17 protein-coding genes are annotated in these 17,112 nt (G+C 68.7%); 10 read left to right on the top strand and 7 right to left on the bottom strand.

From position 1 onward, the window contains the following. The first annotated feature begins 840 nt into the window (after positions 1–840). The gene (locus AB0J64_RS30625; protein ID WP_364034276.1) at positions 841–1,758 is read left to right on the top strand and encodes a tyrosine recombinase XerC; all 918 of its coding nucleotides are present in this window, start codon (positions 841–843) and stop codon (positions 1,756–1,758) included. A 300-nt stretch (positions 1,759–2,058) separates the two neighbouring features. Here the strand turns inward: AB0J64_RS30625 and AB0J64_RS30620 are convergent, their stop codons facing one another. Together AB0J64_RS30620 and AB0J64_RS30615 are read right to left on the bottom strand one after the other, a co-directional pair. Then, entirely contained in the window at positions 2,059–2,856 is a 798-nt protein-coding gene (locus AB0J64_RS30620; protein WP_364034282.1) for a M23 family metallopeptidase, read from the bottom strand. A gap of 350 nt (positions 2,857–3,206) precedes the next feature. After that, a complete protein-coding gene (locus AB0J64_RS30615; RefSeq protein WP_364034273.1) occupies positions 3,207–4,736 on the bottom strand; it encodes an MFS transporter in 1,530 nt (509 codons plus the stop codon). A 71-nt stretch (positions 4,737–4,807) separates the two neighbouring features. Between AB0J64_RS30615 and AB0J64_RS30610 the strand changes: the two genes are divergently transcribed. The 6 genes from AB0J64_RS30610 (at position 4,808) to AB0J64_RS30585 (ending at position 10,985) form a co-directional block, all read left to right on the top strand. Beyond that, positions 4,808–5,416 (top strand): helix-turn-helix domain-containing protein, encoded by a 609-nt coding sequence (locus AB0J64_RS30610; protein ID WP_364034270.1) that lies wholly within the window; start codon positions 4,808–4,810, stop codon positions 5,414–5,416. A gap of 395 nt (positions 5,417–5,811) precedes the next feature. Next, positions 5,812–6,768: a 30S ribosomal protein S2 gene (gene rpsB, locus AB0J64_RS30605; RefSeq protein ID WP_364034267.1), complete on the top strand. Its 957-nt coding sequence runs from the start codon at positions 5,812–5,814 to the stop codon at positions 6,766–6,768. A 782-nt stretch (positions 6,769–7,550) separates the two neighbouring features. Then, positions 7,551–8,384 carry a translation elongation factor Ts gene (tsf, locus tag AB0J64_RS30600; protein ID WP_344986820.1) on the top strand — a complete coding sequence of 278 codons (834 nt, stop codon included), beginning with the start codon at positions 7,551–7,553 and terminating at the stop codon, positions 8,382–8,384. 215 nt (positions 8,385–8,599) lie between these two features. After that, the gene (pyrH, locus tag AB0J64_RS30595; RefSeq protein WP_357611254.1) at positions 8,600–9,298 is read left to right on the top strand and encodes a UMP kinase; all 699 of its coding nucleotides are present in this window, start codon (positions 8,600–8,602) and stop codon (positions 9,296–9,298) included. Positions 9,299–9,341: 43 nt separating this feature from the next. After that, on the top strand, positions 9,342–9,899 hold the full coding sequence (gene frr / locus AB0J64_RS30590; protein ID WP_344986819.1) for a ribosome recycling factor: 558 nt from the start codon (positions 9,342–9,344) through the stop codon (positions 9,897–9,899). Between the two features lie 246 nt (positions 9,900–10,145). Continuing rightward, positions 10,146–10,985 carry a phosphatidate cytidylyltransferase gene (locus tag AB0J64_RS30585; protein WP_364034264.1) on the top strand — a complete coding sequence of 280 codons (840 nt, stop codon included), beginning with the start codon at positions 10,146–10,148 and terminating at the stop codon, positions 10,983–10,985. Here the strand turns inward: AB0J64_RS30585 and AB0J64_RS30580 are convergent, their stop codons facing one another. Continuing rightward, positions 10,986–12,023: a suppressor of fused domain protein gene (locus AB0J64_RS30580; protein WP_364034261.1), complete on the bottom strand. Its 1,038-nt coding sequence runs from the start codon at positions 12,021–12,023 to the stop codon at positions 10,986–10,988. A gap of 119 nt (positions 12,024–12,142) precedes the next feature. Between AB0J64_RS30580 and rlmN the strand changes: the two genes are divergently transcribed. Then, complete coding sequence (gene rlmN / locus AB0J64_RS30575; RefSeq protein ID WP_364034258.1) at positions 12,143–13,243, top strand: 23S rRNA (adenine(2503)-C(2))-methyltransferase RlmN; 1,101 nt, start codon at positions 12,143–12,145, stop codon at positions 13,241–13,243. A gap of 17 nt (positions 13,244–13,260) precedes the next feature. Here the strand turns inward: rlmN and AB0J64_RS30570 are convergent, their stop codons facing one another. The 3 genes from AB0J64_RS30570 to AB0J64_RS30560 are packed head-to-tail and all read right to left on the bottom strand — an operon-like array spanning position 13,261 to position 15,402. Continuing rightward, complete coding sequence (locus AB0J64_RS30570) at positions 13,261–13,959, bottom strand: GDSL-type esterase/lipase family protein (protein ID WP_364034255.1); 699 nt, start codon at positions 13,957–13,959, stop codon at positions 13,261–13,263. Positions 13,960–14,005: 46 nt separating this feature from the next. Further along, positions 14,006–14,677, bottom strand: a complete 672-nt coding sequence (locus tag AB0J64_RS30565) for a hypothetical protein (RefSeq protein ID WP_364034252.1) — start codon at positions 14,675–14,677, stop codon at positions 14,006–14,008. Further along, on the bottom strand, positions 14,674–15,402 hold the full coding sequence (locus AB0J64_RS30560; protein WP_364034249.1) for an ATP-binding cassette domain-containing protein: 729 nt from the start codon (positions 15,400–15,402) through the stop codon (positions 14,674–14,676). Before AB0J64_RS30560 ends, AB0J64_RS30565 begins: the two co-directional genes overlap by 4 nt. Positions 15,403–15,519: 117 nt before the next feature. Between AB0J64_RS30560 and AB0J64_RS30555 the strand changes: the two genes are divergently transcribed. Beyond that, positions 15,520–16,041: a DivIVA domain-containing protein gene (locus AB0J64_RS30555; protein ID WP_344986812.1), complete on the top strand. Its 522-nt coding sequence runs from the start codon at positions 15,520–15,522 to the stop codon at positions 16,039–16,041. Here AB0J64_RS30555 and AB0J64_RS30550 read toward each other — a convergent pair. After that, positions 16,038–16,685 (bottom strand): HAD family hydrolase, encoded by a 648-nt coding sequence (locus AB0J64_RS30550; RefSeq protein WP_364034246.1) that lies wholly within the window; start codon positions 16,683–16,685, stop codon positions 16,038–16,040. The genes AB0J64_RS30555 and AB0J64_RS30550 overlap by 4 nt on opposite strands. Before the next feature lie 19 nt (positions 16,686–16,704). Between AB0J64_RS30550 and AB0J64_RS30545 the strand changes: the two genes are divergently transcribed. Continuing rightward, positions 16,705–17,043 (top strand): GNAT family N-acetyltransferase, encoded by a 339-nt coding sequence (locus AB0J64_RS30545; RefSeq protein ID WP_364034243.1) that lies wholly within the window; start codon positions 16,705–16,707, stop codon positions 17,041–17,043. Positions 17,044–17,112: the final 69 nt, after the last annotated feature.

The following is a 17,112-nucleotide window of genomic DNA, read 5'->3' as shown; positions in this document are numbered from 1 at the left end:
CCATCGACCGGACCACCTACAAGGCCACCATCAGCATCAACATGATCCCGGCCAGCCCTTGACGCCGCCACCACAGCCCTAACTGAACGGCGTTGGGGCTAGAGCTGGGCCCTGAGCAGGAAGGACCGCGACAAAGTCGGGGTCACGGGTCGCCCATTCACTCCGCCGGCCACCGCTCGAGCGGCACACTGTGTTTGCGGCCATCGTTCTGGTCTCCTTCGGTCTCGACCTAGGCCCTCGAAGGACCAAGCGATGGCCGTCACATTTCCGCCGTAATGCCTGCGACCAGCTCACACTCCTACATCATGCCCGCGGACGCCCCCTCGGCTCTGCGCGGTGTCGCCGCCGGTCGTGCCCGAAACTCGAAGGTGGGCCGGTCTTGCGCGCTCGGGTTGTGAGGGTATCGGGTCAGGCCCACAACTCATCAAGATGGCTGTTGAGGATCGCCAGTGCGGCCTCGGCAGTGCGCTGTGTTCCCAAACGCTTGACACCAGCCGTAGCGCCCTCCACAAGTCCCGCCAGGCCGCAGACCGCCTGGCACGCATCGTGCCCGGTGCCGAGGTTGAGATCGTGCCTGGAGCAGGGCATGCGCTGCCCATGGACCGCCCTGATCTCGTGACGGAGCGCATCCTCCAGTTCGTTGCCGCTGGTGATGAGTAGAGAGCTTTACGCGGGTCCTGTGCCGGCGCATCTCTCACATTCCCACTTCCGATCTTGGGGCGGTGATTTGTGGATGGGTGGGCTGCTGTGGGGCAAGGATGCTTCTTGCCAGGTGGCTGTGACCGTGATGGGGCACTCTTCGGAGCGGTGGTGAGGTTGGCTGTGAGTGGGAGCGCGGATATGGCGGGAGGCGACGGTTTGGAGATGGGCGGCCCCGTCGGGCGGGACGAAGTGGTGGCGGAGTTCGGCCGGCATCTGCGGTTCGAGCGGGACCTTTCGCCGCATACCGTTCGGGCTTATCTGGCTGACGTGAACTCGCTGCTTGATCACATGGGCGGGCGGCTCGAGGGGCTCGACATCGGGGTGCTGCGAGAGTGGCTGGCTGAACAGCACCGCGAGGGGAAGGCGCGGACCACTCTGGCGCGGCGGACCGCTTGTGTTCGTACCTTTACCGCTTACTGCCATCGCCGCGGCTGGCTGGCCGCCGATCCCGGGTTGCTGCTGGGAAGCGCCAAGGCGGCACGGCCGTTGCCTGCCGTCCTCGATCAGGAGCAGGCGCAGGCCGTTCTCGAGGCCCCTTCCACGGGGGAGCCCAAGGAACTGCGGGACCAGGCCATTCTCGAGCTGCTGTACGCCACTGGTGTGCGGGTGAGCGAGCTGTGTGCGCTCGATGTCGATGATGTGGATCGGGACCGGCGCGTCGTCAGAGTGTTGGGTAAGGGGCGTAAGGAACGGTCTGTGCCGTTCGGGCTGCCTGCACTCCGGGCGGTGGACAGGTGGTGCATTCACGGGCGGCCGTTGTGGGTGCGGGCTCGGACAGGAGCTGCGCTCTTCCTTGGGGTGCGGGGTGGGCGCATCGACGCGGGGACCGTGCGCCGAGTGGTGCATGCGCGGCTGGCTCAGGTGGACGGGGTGCCGGACATGGGGCCGCATGGGTTGCGGCACAGCGCGGCGACTCATCTGCTCGAGGGCGGTGCGGATCTGCGGAGTGTCCAGGAACTGCTGGGGCACGCGTCGCTGAACACCACGCAGATCTACACGCACGTCTCGATCGACCGTCTGAGGGCGGCGTATCGTCAGGCGCATCCCAGGGCCTGATGGCCGGGGTGTGGTGCTCAAGCCCGCCCCTGATCGGTCTTCGAGACCCTGTCGGACCTGTTGAGTTTCTCCCTGGTGCGGATCTGTCTTGCCGGTCCGCGGTGCGGGTCCACCTTGCCGGTCCGCGGTGCGGGTCCACCTTGCCGGTCCGCAGTGCGGGTCCACCTTGCCGGTCCACGCTGCGGGCCCACCTTGCCGGTCCGCGGTGCGGGTCCATCTCGCCGGTCCGCGTCCTGGCGTCGGTGTCGAGCTTCGCGCTGACGGCGCTGCTCGCCTGCGGGGTCGGTGGGCTTCCTGCTCTCATGGCGATGACGGGTGCCGGTGTCCTCGGGGCTTTCTCCGATGACGGTGCCTGCGGTGCTGGCCTCCTCTGTGGGTGTGCTGAGCCGTTCGAGTACGCCGGTGGCGGCGTAGGACTGTGATCAGGATGGCCATCCCGAACAGTGCGCCGCCCAGGCCGACGGCTGGTGCCGTGGAGGTCGAGGCTGAGCGGGTCAGTAAACCCAGGTCGGCGGGGTCCCCTGGTCGCAGAGGACGGGGGACTGCTGGAGATTGTGGTTGTTGCCGATTGAGGGGCCGGGTGGCCTGACTCCTGGCCGCCATCTGCTCGAAAGTGCCCTTGTCCACCGGGTCGAGGGCGTTCCCGGTTATGGCCCAGAACGGGAGGAGGCGGATGGGGGCGTGGCCTACGAGCAGGAGGGGGTCGAGGTAGTGGGCGCCGCGTCGGAGGCCCCAGTGCAGGCAGGACTCCTGGCAGTGGCCCGTCGGGGCTTCTATGACGCCGAGTGTGGAGCCTGCGGTGACGGATTGACCCCGGCGCACGGACGCTGCGACAGGGAGGTACGTCGTACGGAGGCCGCCCTCGTGCTCGACCGTGATCACGCCCCTTCCCGCTACCGGGCCGGCGAAGCGGACCGTGCCCGGGCCTGCAGCCAGGACCGGAGTGGCTGTGGGAGCGGCCAGGTCGAGGCCGCGATGTCCGGCCAGCCAGGACTCCGGCGGTGGGGTGAAGCGGCGCAGGACGCGGGGATGCCCGTCCAACGGCCAGCGCCAGGAGGGTGAAGAGGCTCTTGCCGGGGGAGCCGGGAAGAGGACCATCACCGCGACGGCGAGGAGCAGTGCCAGTGCTGTCAGGGCTCCTCTGGCCGGCTTGAGGAGACGGCGGACGAGCGGTGGGATTTCGCGCCTTGTGCTGCGAAGGCGGCCTTCCTGTCGCCGGTTGCGGGGCTGGTCGTTCATGGCGCGAGTGTGGTTGGTCGCGCCGGGGCGACGAGGAGGTGAACGGGATTCTGTGGATGGGGTGAGGCGCCGCCGATTTACCTGTGGACAAGTGCCTGGACGATGGCTTGGACGTGGGCGAAGAGCTGCGATGATGGGGGCTGCCGGACGCCGGTGCCGTACAGGTCGGTGACGATTGTGATCTTGTGCGCGAGCGGCGGCGGGTGCGGTCAGAGGGTGGAACGGCGCTTGGAAGTGATCCAGGAATCTATGTCGTGAGGCGCAGCCGGGTTGGTGTCTGGCATTGCCGTGAATACGCGTCGAGGACGGTGCGGGCGTAGAGGGGACGTCCAGATCCAGATGGTGCTCAGGGCTACGCCGGCCGCGCAGATGAGGATTACCGGGCGTAGGCCGACGAACTCGGCCAGGACGCCTCCGGCTATGCCGCCGAGGGCCAGGACGCCCTGCACGGCGAAGGTCATGGTGGCGTTCACCCGGCCGCGGAGCTCAGGGGAGGTTTCGCGCAGGGTGATGGCGCCCATGCAGGTGGCGAAGGCTACGACGATGCCGCCTGTGATCGTTCCGGTCAGCGCGAGCAGCGAGAGTTTCCACCACAGAGGGCCGCTCAGCAGGCCCACCGCGAGGATCTCGATGGGGAAGAAGAGCACCGAGACGAGCAGGATGCGGTTCTCGCCGTAGCGCTTGGACAGGCGGGCCGTGGCCCAGGCGCCCAGCAGGCCGCCGATGCCGCTCAAGGCGATGAGGCCGCCTATCAGGGCCTTCGGGATGTTCAGCGTGTTGACCATGTAGAGCATGTAGACAGCCGTGTACGCCATCGCGAAGAAGTTGATCGTGACACCCGCGCCCAGGAGAGCACGGAGTACAGGGTGGGTGACGCTGGTCCGGAGGCCTTCCATGACGTCACGCCACATCCCCCGGGAGGTCGCCGGCTCGTGCTTCTCCGGGGTCCGGATGGTGCGGAGCAAGAGTGCCGAGGCCAGGAAGGACAGGGACTCCGCGAGTACGGCCAGCGGGGCCGTGAGGAGCTGCACCAGAAGACCCGCCAGGCTGGGGCCGCTGACCGAGGCCATGGAGTAGGAGGCGTGGAAGCCGGCCATCGCCTCAGTTCGCTGGGAGGGAGCGACGACTGCTGCGACATGGGGGAAGTTCGCCGCTCTGAACAGCACTCCCGCTGAGCCGATGACCAGGGCTACGGCGATCAACCAGGGGATGTTGAGGAGGCCGAGGAGCCAGGCCACGGGGACCGTGGCAGCGGCCACACACGACACGAGCTCGCAGGCGATCATCAGCGGGCGGTGCCGGGTGAGCCTGTCCGCGAGTGCTCCTGACTGAAGGCCCAACAGGAGAGCGGGCACAGAAGCGGCGGCTGTCAGCAGGCCCATCTGGGAAGGGGAGGCGCCCAGGAGGGTCACCGCGGTCAGGGGGATGGCCAGCTTGGACACCTCTGAGCCGGTGACCGAGGTGGTGCGGGCCGTCCAGAGGAGGCGGTAGTCGCGCTGCTTTCTGAGCGGAGGTGGATCGGCCGCGCCTTCGTCGCTCGGGTCCGTGGCGGGGTTGTCGACGTCGGGGTGGGGATGGTCGGACCTGTGATTGCGTCCTGGGCCGCGGTCGTTGGTGAATCCCTTTTCGGGGTGCCGGTCCTGGGCGGTGAGTCCGGTCCCGGGGTGTTGGTGGTGGGCGGTGTGGTGGGGGTCTGAGCCAGGGTCGGAGGGGCGGGAGTTGTGAAGGGTTTGCTTCATAACTGTGAAGATAACCCTTCATAGTTATGAAAGCAATGCTTCAGATCTGAGGGCGGGGTAGCCTTGGCCGCATGAGTGAGGGGCTCAGTGATCCCAAGGCGATGCGGGCGCTGGCCCACCCGGCGCGCCTCATGATCCTCAGCCGACTGGGCGTCGAGGGGAGCGCTACCGCCACCGAAGTGGCGGAGATCGCGGGGATCACGCCCAGTGCCGCCAGTTATCACCTGCGCATGCTGGCCAAGTACGGGTTCGTTGAGGATGCGCCGCCACGGGGAGACGGCAGGGAGCGGCTGTGGAAAACCGTGGACGCGCCGCTCAGCGTCGGCGTGCTGCCCAGCGATCAGCCGGAGGTTCGAGATGCCAAGGTGTCATTGATGCTGGCGTTGCGCAGGGAGGCCAACGAGGAGGCGGCCCGCGCGCTGTCTCAGGTCGAATCGGAGTCCGCTGAGTGGCGTGATGCCACCCGGTTTAACCGCACGCGGATCAGGGTCGACGCCGAAGAGCTGTTCCGGCTCAACGAGTCGATCGAGAAGCTGATCGAGCCGTACGTCGCCCGCCATCGTGATGAGAAGGACGCGCCGAGCGGGGCCAGGGTCGCCGAAGTACAGCTCAACCTCTTTCCAGTGGCGAAGAGGTCGGCGCAAGGGCTGCCTACCGAGGATCACGACGCGGCGCGCTGAGCGGGGGTGGGCGGGGCTCGGGCGTCCCTCGCCGGCGGGTTGAGGGTGTCGCGCGTGCCCGGGAGTTGATCGTTCGGGTTCTTCAGGTGGTTGGGGGCTGGGGGCTGGTGTTGCGATGCCTGGTGATCGCGATCGGCGCCGGTTTGGTGGTGGAGGGCTGGGAGGTGGGTGTCTGACGGTTGGCGGTCAGGCTGGGCTGGTGTGGGAGGTAGACTTTTCGGTGGCCTGTGACCACAGGCCGACTTCGCATGTCCCATTGCGGACCGCGCCATCGGTCCGGGCTACACGCCCGGCTGGCGAGGTTTCGGGGCATCAGGGCGACAGACGACGCGCTGTCGCGGCACAACCGAGAATCGCGCCCATCCGCAGGGCGCCAAGACCTGGAGGACCAGCACATGGCCCCCGTCGTCACCATGCGACAGCTGCTCGAGAGCGGCGTTCACTTCGGTCACCAGACCCGGCGCTGGAACCCGAAGATGAAGCGGTTCATCTTCACTGAGCGCAACGGCATCTACATCATTGACCTGCAGAAGTCGCTCTCGTACATCGACCGCGCGTACGACTTCGTCAAGGAGACTGTCGCCCACGGCGGCACCATCCTGTTCATCGGCACCAAGAAGCAGGCTCAGGAGGCCATCTCCGAGCAGGCCGCCCGGGTCGGCATGCCGTACGTCAACCAGCGTTGGCTGGGCGGCATGCTCACCAACTTCTCCACCGTGCACAAGAGGCTCCAGCGGCTGAAGGAGCTCGAGGAGCTCGACTTCGACAACGTCGCGGGCTCGGGGCTCACCAAGAAGGAGCTCCTCATGCGCCGCCGTGAGAAGGACAAGCTCGAGCGCACGCTGGGCGGCATCCGTGACATGGGCCGCGTGCCCAGCGCGGTGTGGGTCGTCGACACCAAGAAGGAGCACATCGCGATCAGCGAGGCCAAGAAGCTTGGCATCCCTGTCGTCGCGATCCTCGACACCAACTGCGACCCCGACGAGGTCGACTACCCGATCCCGGGCAACGACGACGCCATCCGCGCCGTCGGTCTGCTGACCAGGGTTGTCGCCGACGGTGTCGCGGCCGGTCTGATGGCCCGCTCCGGTGCCGCCCGCGGTGACGAGAAGCCGGCCGCCGCCGAGCCGCTGGCCGAGTGGGAGCGCGAGCTCATCGAGCAGGGCACCAGTGAGGCCCCGGCCGCCGAGGCGGAAGCCGCTGCTCCGGCAGCTGAGGCCCCCGCCGCTGAGGCCCAGGCTGAGGCCCCCGCCGCTGAGGCCCCGGCCGAGGCCCCGGTCGAGGCCCCGGCTGAGGCTGCTCCCGAGGCCGCCGCTCCCGCCGCCGAGGGCGACGCCGAGCAGCAGGCCTGACGCCGAGGTCCTCGGTCCCCAGGCATCCGGGCACGGGCCGCGCCGGCCAGGTGGGTGAACACTCCACCAGGTAGGGCGCGGTCCCGCTCCTGGCGAACGGCAGCAAGGCAAGGGAACTTCCTGGTCGCCCCGGCGAAGGATGTCGGAGCAAGGGACGACTCGATGCCGGGCGAGGGCCAGGGTCCCCGCCCCAGGCGGAGGGTTGCCGAGCCAAGGCAAGGTCCCGCGCCGGGCCAACGGTTGCCGAGCCGAGGCGAGGGTCTCGCTGGGCAAATGGCCGCCAGGTAAAGGCCACGGTCCCGCTGGGCAAATGGTCGCCAGGTGGAGGCCACGGTCCCGCTGGATGCACGGTTGCCGAGTGAGGGTCGCGGCCCTGCTGGGCGAACGGTTGCCTGGTAACGGACCTGTGGTCCTGCTGAGCGAAGGGCCGTGGTCCTGCTGGGCGGACGTTCCCAGGTAAGGGCCGGATGCGGCGGAGCGAGCCGGGCGGCCTGCTGAGCCCGGGCTGGGCGCGGTGGTCGAGTTGGACTGCCGGGTCTGGGCCGGGTGTGGTGGGCCGGGACAGGTGGCGTCGGTGCTAGGCGCTGTCGGTCCAGGATGGTAAGCCAGGGCGAGGCTGGGCAGTATGCCAGGCGAGCCGGGGCCGAGAAGCAAGACAAAGGCTGACGCAAGACAGAGGCTTCCGTACGGCAAGCGCCTGCCGTACCAGAACCAGGGTGGGCGACCTGACTACGGAGCCCACCCGATCCACGACGACGACGAAATCCCACAAGGAAAAAGCAATGGCTTCCGTGAACATGGCCGATGTCAAGCGGCTTCGCGAGATCACCGCTGCCGGCATGATGGACTGCAAGAAGGCGCTTGAAGAGTCTGAGGGCGACTTCGACCGCGCCATCGAGCTGCTGCGCCTCAAGGGCGCCAAGGACGTGGGCAAGCGCGAGGCGCGCACCGCCTCCAACGGCCTCGTCGCCCTCAAGCAGGACGGCGACTCCTCCGCCGCGCTGCTCGAGCTCAACTGCGAGACCGACTTCGTGGCCAAGGGCGAGCGCTTCCAGGAGCTTGCCGCCCAGGTCGTCGCGCACATCCTCGAGACCAAGCCCGCCGAGGTGGCGACGCTGCTCGAGTCGTCCTTCGACGGCAAGACCGTCAAGGAGCACCTCGACATCGCCAACGCCGCGCTGGGCGAGAAGATCGAGATCCGTCGGTTCGCGGTGCTCGAGGGCGGCTACATCGGTGCGTACATGCACAAGACGGACCCGGCGCTGCCCCCGGCGGTCGGCGTGCTGGTCCAGCTGGACAAGCCGAACGCCGAGGTTGCCAAGGACATCGCGCAGCACGCTGCCGCGATGGCCCCGCAGTACCTCAAGCCCGCCTCCGTTCCCTCCGAGGTCGTCGAGAAGGAGCGCAAGCTCTTCGAGGAGATGACCCGCGAGGAGGGCAAGCCCGAGGCCGCCATCGGCAAGATCGTCGAGGGCCGCGTGAACGGCTGGTACAAGGACTTCACGCTCCTCCAGCAGGCCTTCGTCAAGGACAACAAGAAGAGCGTGGGCAAGTACGCCGAAGAGAACGGCGTCGAGGTCCAGGCCTTTGTCCGTTTCAAGGTCGGTCAGGCTTAGGCTTAGTGCAGCCCACCAGCTAGGACGGGCCGTCAGCGGGACGGAGCCGGTCAGCTGAGGCAAGCAAGGCAGAAGACGAGCCACCAGCCCTATCGACCCACCGAACGAAGGAGGCCGCCGCCGTGCAGGACCACCGGGAGACAGCCCACGAATCCACACGGACGGCGGCTTCCCCATCTCCAAACCCGCACAATCCACTGAGGTGGAAGCGGGTGATGCTGAAGCTGTCAGGTGAGGCGTTCGCCGGGAGCGAGCCGTTGGGCATCGACCCGGTGGTCGTCGATCACCTGGCCGATTCGATCACCGAGGCGGTCAAGGAAGGTGTGCAGGTCGCTGTCGTGGTCGGCGGCGGCAACATGTTCCGCGGCGCCACCCTGTCGCAGGGAGGCATCGACCGCACCAGGGCCGACTACATGGGCATGCTCGGCACGGTCATCAACTGCCTCGCCCTCCAGGACTTCCTCGAACGGCGGGGCGTCGAGACGCGCGTGCAGACCGCCATCACCATGCAGCAGGTGGCCGAGCCGTTCCTGCCGCGCCGTGCGATCAGGCACCTCGAGAAGGGCCGCGTGGTCATCTTCGGCGCCGGACTCGGCTCGCCGTTCTTCTCCACCGACACCGCGGCGTCCCAGCGAGCCCTGGAGATCGGCGCCGAGGCGCTGCTCAAGGGGACGCAGGTGGACGGGATCTACGACTCCGATCCACGGAAAAATCCGGATGCGGTCAGGTTCGACCATCTTGACTACGGCGAGGTGCTGCTCCGCGACCTCGCGGTCATGGACGCCACCGCCATCAGCCTGTGCAAGGACAACGACCTGCCGATCGTGGTCTTCGACCTCATGGGCGAGGGCAACATCCTGCGAGCGGTACGCGGTGAGAAAATCGGCACGCTGGTGAGTCCCACAGGCAAATGAGGGAGCGAGCCCGACACCGCCAGCTAGAAGACAGGGAGCCGCTGTGATCGACGAAACCCTCCTCGAAGCCGAGGAAAAAATGGACAAGGCCGTCTCGGTCGCGAAGGAGGACTTCGCGACGATCCGTACGGGCCGCGTCACCCCCTCGATGTTCAACAAGATCAACGCTGAGTACTACGGCACGCCGACGCCCATCCAGCAGTTGGCGTCGTTCCACGTGCCGGAGGCGCGCATGGTGCTCATCCAGCCTTATGACAAGAGCTCGATGGGCGCCATCGAGAAGGCCATCCGCGATTCCGACCTCGGCGTCAATCCCACCGACGACGGTCAGGTGATCCGCGTGACGTTCCCGGAGCTGTCCGAGGAGCGCCGCAAGGAGTACATCAAGGTCGCCAGGAACAAGGGCGAGCACGCCAAGGTGTCGGTACGCAACATCCGCCGCTCCGCCAAAGAGGTCCTCGACAAGATGATCAAGGACGGAGAGGCGGGGGAGGACGAGGTCAGGCGGGCCGAGAAGGAGCTCGACGACCTCACCCAGAAGCACGTCGCGAAGATCGATGAGCTGCTCAAGCACAAGGAAGCCGAGCTGCTCGAGGTCTGAGCGGCACGCCGCAGGGCGGACCCCGTTCAGCGGGCCGTCGTGGGTGGGTGGCTTGCGCCTGCGGTGGGTCGCGGTCGGCGGCCTGCCGGAGGTGGCCGGTCTGCGCCTGTGGTGGGTCGCGTCGAGCGGGCCGCCGCAGGCTCTTGCGCCTACGGCGGTTCGCGTTCGGTGGGCCGCCGCAGGTAGCGGCTCTTGCATCTACGGCCCTCGCCCCGGGGGCGGGGGCCGTGGCTCTTGGAGAACTCTGTGAATAACCGTACGGCTGGCACCAGCTCGAGCGGCGGCAGCCGTACCGGAAGGAACCTGCCTGCCGCGATCGCGGTCGGTCTGGTGCTGGGCGCCCTTGTCGTGGCCTCCCTCTACACGATCAAGGAACTGTTCCTGCTGGTGCTCGTCGCGGCCGTGGGCGTCGGCGTGCTGGAGCTGGTCAAGGCCTTCGCGACCCGCGACATCAAGGTTCCAGCCGTGCCGGTGGTCGTGGGCATGGCGGCGATGCAGGCGGCGGCGTACTGGGGCGGGCCGGTGTGGCTGCTGGCCACGTTCGCGGTGTTCGCGTTCGTGCTGCTGATCTGGCGCATGTTCAGCGACGGGACCGAGGGCTACGTGCGGGACGCGTCGGCCTCGGTGCTCACGCTGTTCTATCCGTCCATGCTTGCGGCGTTCGCGGCCATGCTGCTGCGCGCCGCGGACGGCGACAACCGGGTGCTGATCTTCATCGCGGTGACCGTGGCCAGCGACATCGGCGGCTACATCGCGGGCGTGCTGTTCGGCCGGCACAAGATGACAGTGATCAGCCCGAAGAAGACCTGGGAGGGGTTCGCCGGGTCGGTGGTCGCGTGCACGGCGGTCGGGGCCTGGCTGGTGACCTGGCTGATGCACGGCGCGATCTGGCAGGGGGCGCTGATCGGCGGGCTCGCGGCGCTGCTGGCGACCGTGGGCGACCTGATCGAGTCGATGATCAAGCGGGACCTCGGGATCAAGGATCTCGGCACCATCCTGCCCGGCCACGGCGGCCTGATGGACCGGCTCGACTCGCTGGTCACGACGCTGGTGCCGGTCTGGCTGCTGATGACGCTGTTCTTCTGATCAGCGTGTCTGCTGGTCGGCGTGCTGAGCCTCCAGGGCCTCGGTGGTGACCGGTGAGATCCAGAGCCACCGTACGGCCTCCCCGCCAAACGCGAATCCCGACATGTCGGGCATGTGGGGTGCGTTGGCCAGCATCAGGACGCCCGAATACCGCGGCCCCAACGGGAACGTCGAAGGCTCGTGATACCACTTCGCCGTGTGCCCGTGGCCCAGCCACGTGACCGAGTGCCACGGATACTGCGCCAGCCACACCAGCAGCAGCGCCGCGTCCCGCGGGTCCTCGCGGGTGGCCACGGCCAGCTCGATCCTGGCGTACGCGCCCGGCTTGTCGATCCACTGCTCAACTGTGGGCATGCGCTGGCAGCTCATCCCGACCGTGGACAGCACGGTGTAGCCGCGGCCCTCGTGCGGCGGACGCTCGGTGATCCCGACGGTCGGCAGCCGCTCGCCGCTGGCGTCCCAGTAGCGCCCTGCGGGCCCGAGCACCCGGTCCAGATGCCCCATCACGAACTGCTGGAACGACGGCCACGACCCCTCGTTGTGCCGCCAGCGCCAGTAGGACCTGGCGTTGGCGATGCGCGGCCGCAGCCCTTCGAGCGCCTCGGAGAGCGCCCAGGCGAACGGCGACTCGCCCACCGCGTCGCGGGCGTAACCGGGCATGCCCCTGCTCATGTCGGCCCAGCCGGGGATGACGGCCAGCAGGTCGTCGTCCTCGTACAGGGCGACCCCGTCCCCCTCCTCGAACCACAGCGCGGTGAGCTGTCCGAGCGGCCTGCGGCCGTCGGGATGGGCGGTGTTGGCCCTGGGCATCAGCGGCGGCAGGCCGGCGTTGAGCCTGGCCAGGTCCACCACGGCGGGGGCGGGGCGATGGTTGGCCAGCCAGACGGCGCCGTGCACCGTGCCGTCCGGAGAGCACAGGTAAGCTACCGAGGAGTCCTCGTCCCGCTCGATCACGAGCGTCCGGCTCCCGTACGGGTTGCCGACGGCGAGTACGACCTCGGCGCCACCCTCGCCAGATGCCGACCGGAAAATCGCCATACGAGATGACTGTAGATCGGGTGGCGACCATGATGCGAGCCGAACGTCGACCAGGAATGCCACCTCCGATCCGAACGTTCATTACCCTGATTGACAGCCCCTCACGCAAAGGCAGGAACGTGTCCCAGCCACCAGGCCAGCTCACCTTCGTCGCGCCCCGGCGGGCCAAGCCCGCACGGCACCTGGCCGACCTGTCGATGGCCGACCGGCGGGCCGCGGTCACGGAGCTGGGGGAGAAGGCGTTCCGCGCCGACCAGCTCTCCCGCCACTACTTCGAGCGCCTCACCACCGACGTCGGCGCGATGACCGACCTGCCGGCGGCCTCCCGCGAGAAGCTCGCCACGCTGCTGCCCGACCTGCTGACCTCCGTGAGGGAGCTGGCCACCGACCGCGGTACGACGCGTAAGACGCTGTGGCGGCTCTTCGACGGGGCGCTGGTCGAGTCGGTGCTCATGCGCTATCCCGACCGCGTCACGATGTGTGTGTCGTCGCAGGCCGGTTGCGGGATGAACTGTCCGTTCTGCGCCACCGGCCAGGCGGGCCTGACCCGCAACATGTCCACCGCCGAGATCGTCGAGCAGGTCGTCGCCGGGGCCCGGGCGCTGGCCGCCGGCGAGGTGCCCGGCGGGCCGGGGCGGGTGAGCAATGTCGTGTTCATGGGCATGGGTGAGCCGCTGGCCAACTACAAGGCGGTGATCGGGGCGGTCCGCCGGCTGGTGGAGCCCGCGCCGCACGGGCTCGGCATCTCGGCCCGCGGCGTCACCGTCTCCACGGTCGGGCTGGTGCCCGCGATCGGCAAGCTCGCCGACGAGGGCCTGCCCGTCACGCTGGCGCTGTCGCTGCACGCGCCCGACGACGAGCTGCGTGACACGCTGGTGCCGATCAACACGCGGTGGAAGGTGGCCGAGGTCCTCGACGCCGCCTGGGCGTACGCGGCGAAGACCAAGCGGCGGATCTCGATCGAGTACGCGCTGATCAAGGACGTCAACGACCAGGAGTGGCGGGCCGACCTGCTGGGCAAGCTGGTCAGGAACAAGCTCGTCCACGTCAACCTGATCCCGCTCAACCCGACTCCCGGGTCGAAGTGGACGGCTTCCCGGCCCGAGGACGAGCGGGCGTTCGTGCGGCGGCTGGAGTTCCACGGCGTGCCGGTGACGGTGCGCGACACGCGCGGCCGCGAGATCGACGGCGCCTGCGGCCAGCTCGCCGCCGCCGAATAACCCCCGCCCAGGGGCGGTCAGTGGTGGGCTATCGAACGGGTGACGAAGCCCTCGATCAGGTCGGCGATCATGCCGGCTCCCCGGCCGTTCAGGTGGACGGTGTCGGTGGTGAGCTGGAGGCCGCGGCTCCTGGAGATGGCGTCCAGGCTGCGGCCGAGCAGGAAGTGCTGTATCGCGGCGGTCTGCGCCAGCCGGCCCTCCGCGCGGTAGTGGGTGCCGGGCCTGCGGCCCTGCTCCTCCAGGTACGCGGTCATCCGTTCGTTCAGCGGCAGGTACGCGACGCCTTGGTCGGCCGCGACCCGCCGGACGATCTCGCTGTATTCGGCGGCCCGCCGCACCGGCCCTGAGCCGAGGTCCTCGCCGATGACCGGCAGGGAGAGCAGCGCCACCCGGGCCATGGTCTGGTCCTGCAGCCTCCTGGCGATGGTGGTGAGGTTGGCGGCGTAGCTCTCCGGGGTCGGGTCCGCGGAGAGCTTCCAGCGCTTGCGTAGCGTCGTGGCGAGCTTGGGGCTGAGCGTGAAGTTCGCGTCGTTTGTGCCGATCAGCACGGTCACCACGTCCGGGTCCTGGCTCACGACGTCGTCGAGCCGCTTCACCGTCTCCGAGGACGGCTCGTAGTTGACCCCGGCATTGATCACGGTCGTCTCGGGCAGCCGCATGCGCAGCATGGTCACGTAGTCGGCGCTCACTTGTGCGCGGGTGATGCTGTCACCCATGCAGATCACCTTCACCGTTGCCTCCTCAGGGGTTAGTGAGTGCCCACTAACCTACCCTACGCCGGAGCCACGCGTACGTGCCGAGGCCGATCAGGCACCAGACCAGCGAGACGGCCGCGAGCTCGGGAAGCTCGTCGAGGAGGTGACCGGCGTTCGCCGCCTTCATCCAGCCGATGAGCGGCACGGTGAGCCAGTGCAGGGACGAGGCGCTGAGCAGCAGCATCGCCAGGAACCCGAGCACCAGCGCCATGATGGAGACAGCTGGGGAACGGACGACCGCGCGGCTGGTGAGCGCGCCCAGCGCGGTCCCGGCCAGCGTGGCCAGTGCGTGCAGGACGAGGACGGCGGCCAGCATGCGCCCCCTCGGGGCCTGGCTGACGCCGAGCAGGAGTGCCCACCCCAGGCCGAGCGCCGCCAGCACCGTGCATGCCGCGAACGCCGCCGCCAGTCCCGCCGCCACCTCCCTGCCCCGGCCGCCCACCTGGATCGCGGACATCTCGCGCTGCGGGTCGGGCTCGGTGTCGAGGAGGCTCCTGGCCGCCCAGGCCAGGATGGGAATGATCAGTACGCCGCCGTCCGTGAGCACGCCGATCTCCGCGCCCTTGGGAGCCTTGCTGCCGTAGAGGATCGCCAGCATGGCGAGGGTCAGGAGGAGCGCCTGGTACACGCGGTGCGAGCGGACATAGGCGGCCAATCGGAACGTGGCCAGGGCGATCATCCTGTCTCCTCGATCTCGCGGGCCCGGTAGCCCTCGGCGCGCATCCTGGCGAGGAAGCGGTCAAGCTCGCCCGCGGGTACGGTGACGGCCACGACCGCCTCCTCGGACGGGTGCTCGAGGGGCGGTGTCGCGGTGCTCTCCTTGAGGTGCCCGTCCACCAGCGACCAGTGCCGTACGTCGGGAAGGAGACGCAGGCCGCCCTGGTGGTCGCTGGCGATGACGATGCCGCCGGGCGCCGCCACCTCGGCGGCGATCGAGGGCAGCGTGTCGCGGGTGTCGGCGTCGAGCCCGGCGAACGGCTCGTCCAGGATCAGCAGCCCCGGCTCCGCCATCAGAGCCTGGACCAGGCCGACCTTGTGCGCGCTGCCCTTCGACAGCTCGCCCAGGGGGACGTCGAGGAGATGGTCCATGTTCAGGCGCTCGGCCCACGGCTCCCAGCGGGCGCCACCTCGTACCCGGGCCATATGGCGCAGGTAGGCGGTCACCGTGAAAGGCTGGGCGGTGGGAAAGCGGTCGGGGGCGAAGCCGACGACCTCGGGACGGCCGGCGATCGTGCCCGTCGTCGGCCGGGCGAGGCCCGCCAGGAGTCGGAGCAGGGTCGACTTGCCTGCCCCGTTCACGCCGGTCAGCTCGATCACGTCGCCGGGGGCGAGCCGCACGTCGGCGTCCTGGATGACCAAGGGGCCACGTCTTCGGTAGCGGAATGAGACCTTGGACAGCTGCACGATCCTGCACGCTATATCTCGGGTCGCATCGTCGCGATAAAGAGCCTCACAATAGAGGCACCCCCAGCAGGTTCTCAAAAGGAGTGGAGCTTGAATCGCTTTCCGCGCGTCACTGGTATGCGTTCAGGCTATGACCCCGCCGAGGTCGACGCCCTGATCGGGCGGATCGAGTCGACGCTCGGCAGGGGCCCGCACGCCTTGGAGCCGGTCACGGCCGACGACGTGCGCCGGGCCACGTTCCGCGCCAGACGCGGCGGCTATCACGAGACCGCGGTCGACTTCGCTCTGGAGGCGTTCGTGGTGGCGCTGGAGACCCAGGCCAGGCGGCCGGTACGGCTGGCCATGGCCGAGCCCACCGGCGAGATGCTGCGCGAGGAGTGGTTCGAGACCCAGGCGGCCCGCGTCGAACGGGTGGCCTTCCGCCCGGGTCGCATGGGCACCGGCTACAACGAGGACGAGATCGACGCCTTCCTCGACCGCATCGTGGCCACCCTGCGCGGGACGACCGACTTCCCCGTGACGGCCAAGCAGGTGCGGGAGGCGAGGTTCTCGACCGTGCTGTTCAGGTCCGGCTATCTGATCTCGGACGTGGACGCTTTCCTCTCGGGCATCGCGGACGTGCTGGAGCAGCGTGGCTAGGCGTTCTCGACGGTCGCGAGCAGCCCGCCGAGGTCGGGCAGGACCTGCTGGATGATCTTCTCGTCCTCGGGCCGCTCACCCTGCCGGTTGATCCACACGCGCGGGATGTCCAGCCGGTGCGCGGGGACCATGTCGTGGAAGTAGCTCTGCGCCACATGCACCCAGGCAGTCGGCTCGTACGAGCACCTGAACGCCTCGAAGTGCGCGTCGGACGGCTTGTAGGCGCCCACGTCCTCCGACGTCACCACCGCGTCGAACGGCACGGGCAGTCGCCGCCGCGTCTCGGCGATGAGGTCGCGGTCGCAGTTGGTGAGCAGCGCCAGGTGCCAGCCCGCCGCGCGCAGCGCCGACAGCTCGGCGGCGACCTCGGGGAAGACCGGCCAGTACGGGAGCGTGGTGGCCAGCACCGAGGCGTCGTCGTCGGTCAGCTTGATCTTCTCGTCGGCGCAGGCCCTGCGGAGCGCCTCGGCCAGCACGTGGCGGTAGCGGAGCGCCGGTGACTCGGCCTGCACGGCGTGCTCATGCCGGCTGTACGCCTCCAGCAGCCGCGCCCCCTGACCCGGCGCGATCAGGTCGGCGCTGGTGCGGATCCCGTGCCGCCAGTCGACAAGTGTCCCGAAACAGTCGAACGTTGCCCATCGCATAAGTCTCATAATGATGCCCATGTCGATGTCCGTGCGTGCTGTCGAGCCACAAGATCTCGCCAATGTGACCCGGGTGTTGACCGAGAGCTGGGGTGGCACCACCGTCGTCGCACTGGGCCGCGGCGAGCTGATCGACGCGGTACGCGCCGCGGCGGCCGAGCGCGGCGCGACCCGGCTCTGTCTGGTCACCACCAACGACAACACGCACGCGCTCCGCTTCTACCAGCGCTACGGCTTCGACCTGATCGCCCTGCACAGGCACGGCGTCGACCGGGCGCGGGACCTCAAGCCGGGCATCCCCGCCGAGTCCGACGGGATCCCGATCCGGCACGAGCTGGAGCTGGAGCTCATCCTCTGACCTCGCCGGCCCGACGCACCGGAAAGCCCCCGGACACGTGGGCCAGGGGCTTTCGAAGGGGAGGCGCCG

Source organism: Nonomuraea sp. NPDC049695 (genome assembly GCF_040674955.1).
GTDB lineage: Bacteria > Actinomycetota > Actinomycetes > Streptosporangiales > Streptosporangiaceae > Nonomuraea > Nonomuraea helvata.
This window is presented reverse-complemented; position numbering and strand designations above follow the sequence as displayed.

Excerpts from the sequence above, each read along its gene's own strand:
- AB0J64_RS30625 (WP_364034276.1), top strand. The coding sequence starts at position 841 with ATGGCGGGAGGCGACGGTTTGGAGATGGGCGGCCCCGTCGGGCGGGAC.
- AB0J64_RS30620 (WP_364034282.1), bottom strand. The coding sequence starts at position 2,856 with ATGGTCCTCTTCCCGGCTCCCCCGGCAAGAGCCTCTTCACCCTCCTGG.
- AB0J64_RS30615 (WP_364034273.1), bottom strand. The coding sequence starts at position 4,736 with ATGAAGCAAACCCTTCACAACTCCCGCCCCTCCGACCCTGGCTCAGAC.
- AB0J64_RS30610 (WP_364034270.1), top strand. The coding sequence starts at position 4,808 with ATGAGTGAGGGGCTCAGTGATCCCAAGGCGATGCGGGCGCTGGCCCAC.
- rpsB (WP_364034267.1), top strand. The coding sequence starts at position 5,812 with ATGGCCCCCGTCGTCACCATGCGACAGCTGCTCGAGAGCGGCGTTCAC.
- tsf (WP_344986820.1), top strand. The coding sequence starts at position 7,551 with ATGGCTTCCGTGAACATGGCCGATGTCAAGCGGCTTCGCGAGATCACC.
- pyrH (WP_357611254.1), top strand. The coding sequence starts at position 8,600 with ATGCTGAAGCTGTCAGGTGAGGCGTTCGCCGGGAGCGAGCCGTTGGGC.
- AB0J64_RS30580 (WP_364034261.1), bottom strand. The coding sequence starts at position 12,023 with ATGGCGATTTTCCGGTCGGCATCTGGCGAGGGTGGCGCCGAGGTCGTA.
- AB0J64_RS30570 (WP_364034255.1), bottom strand. The coding sequence starts at position 13,959 with ATGGGTGACAGCATCACCCGCGCACAAGTGAGCGCCGACTACGTGACC.
- AB0J64_RS30565 (WP_364034252.1), bottom strand. The coding sequence starts at position 14,677 with ATGATCGCCCTGGCCACGTTCCGATTGGCCGCCTATGTCCGCTCGCAC.
- AB0J64_RS30555 (WP_344986812.1), top strand. The coding sequence starts at position 15,520 with ATGCGTTCAGGCTATGACCCCGCCGAGGTCGACGCCCTGATCGGGCGG.
- AB0J64_RS30550 (WP_364034246.1), bottom strand. The coding sequence starts at position 16,685 with ATGCGATGGGCAACGTTCGACTGTTTCGGGACACTTGTCGACTGGCGG.
- AB0J64_RS30545 (WP_364034243.1), top strand. The coding sequence starts at position 16,705 with ATGTCGATGTCCGTGCGTGCTGTCGAGCCACAAGATCTCGCCAATGTG.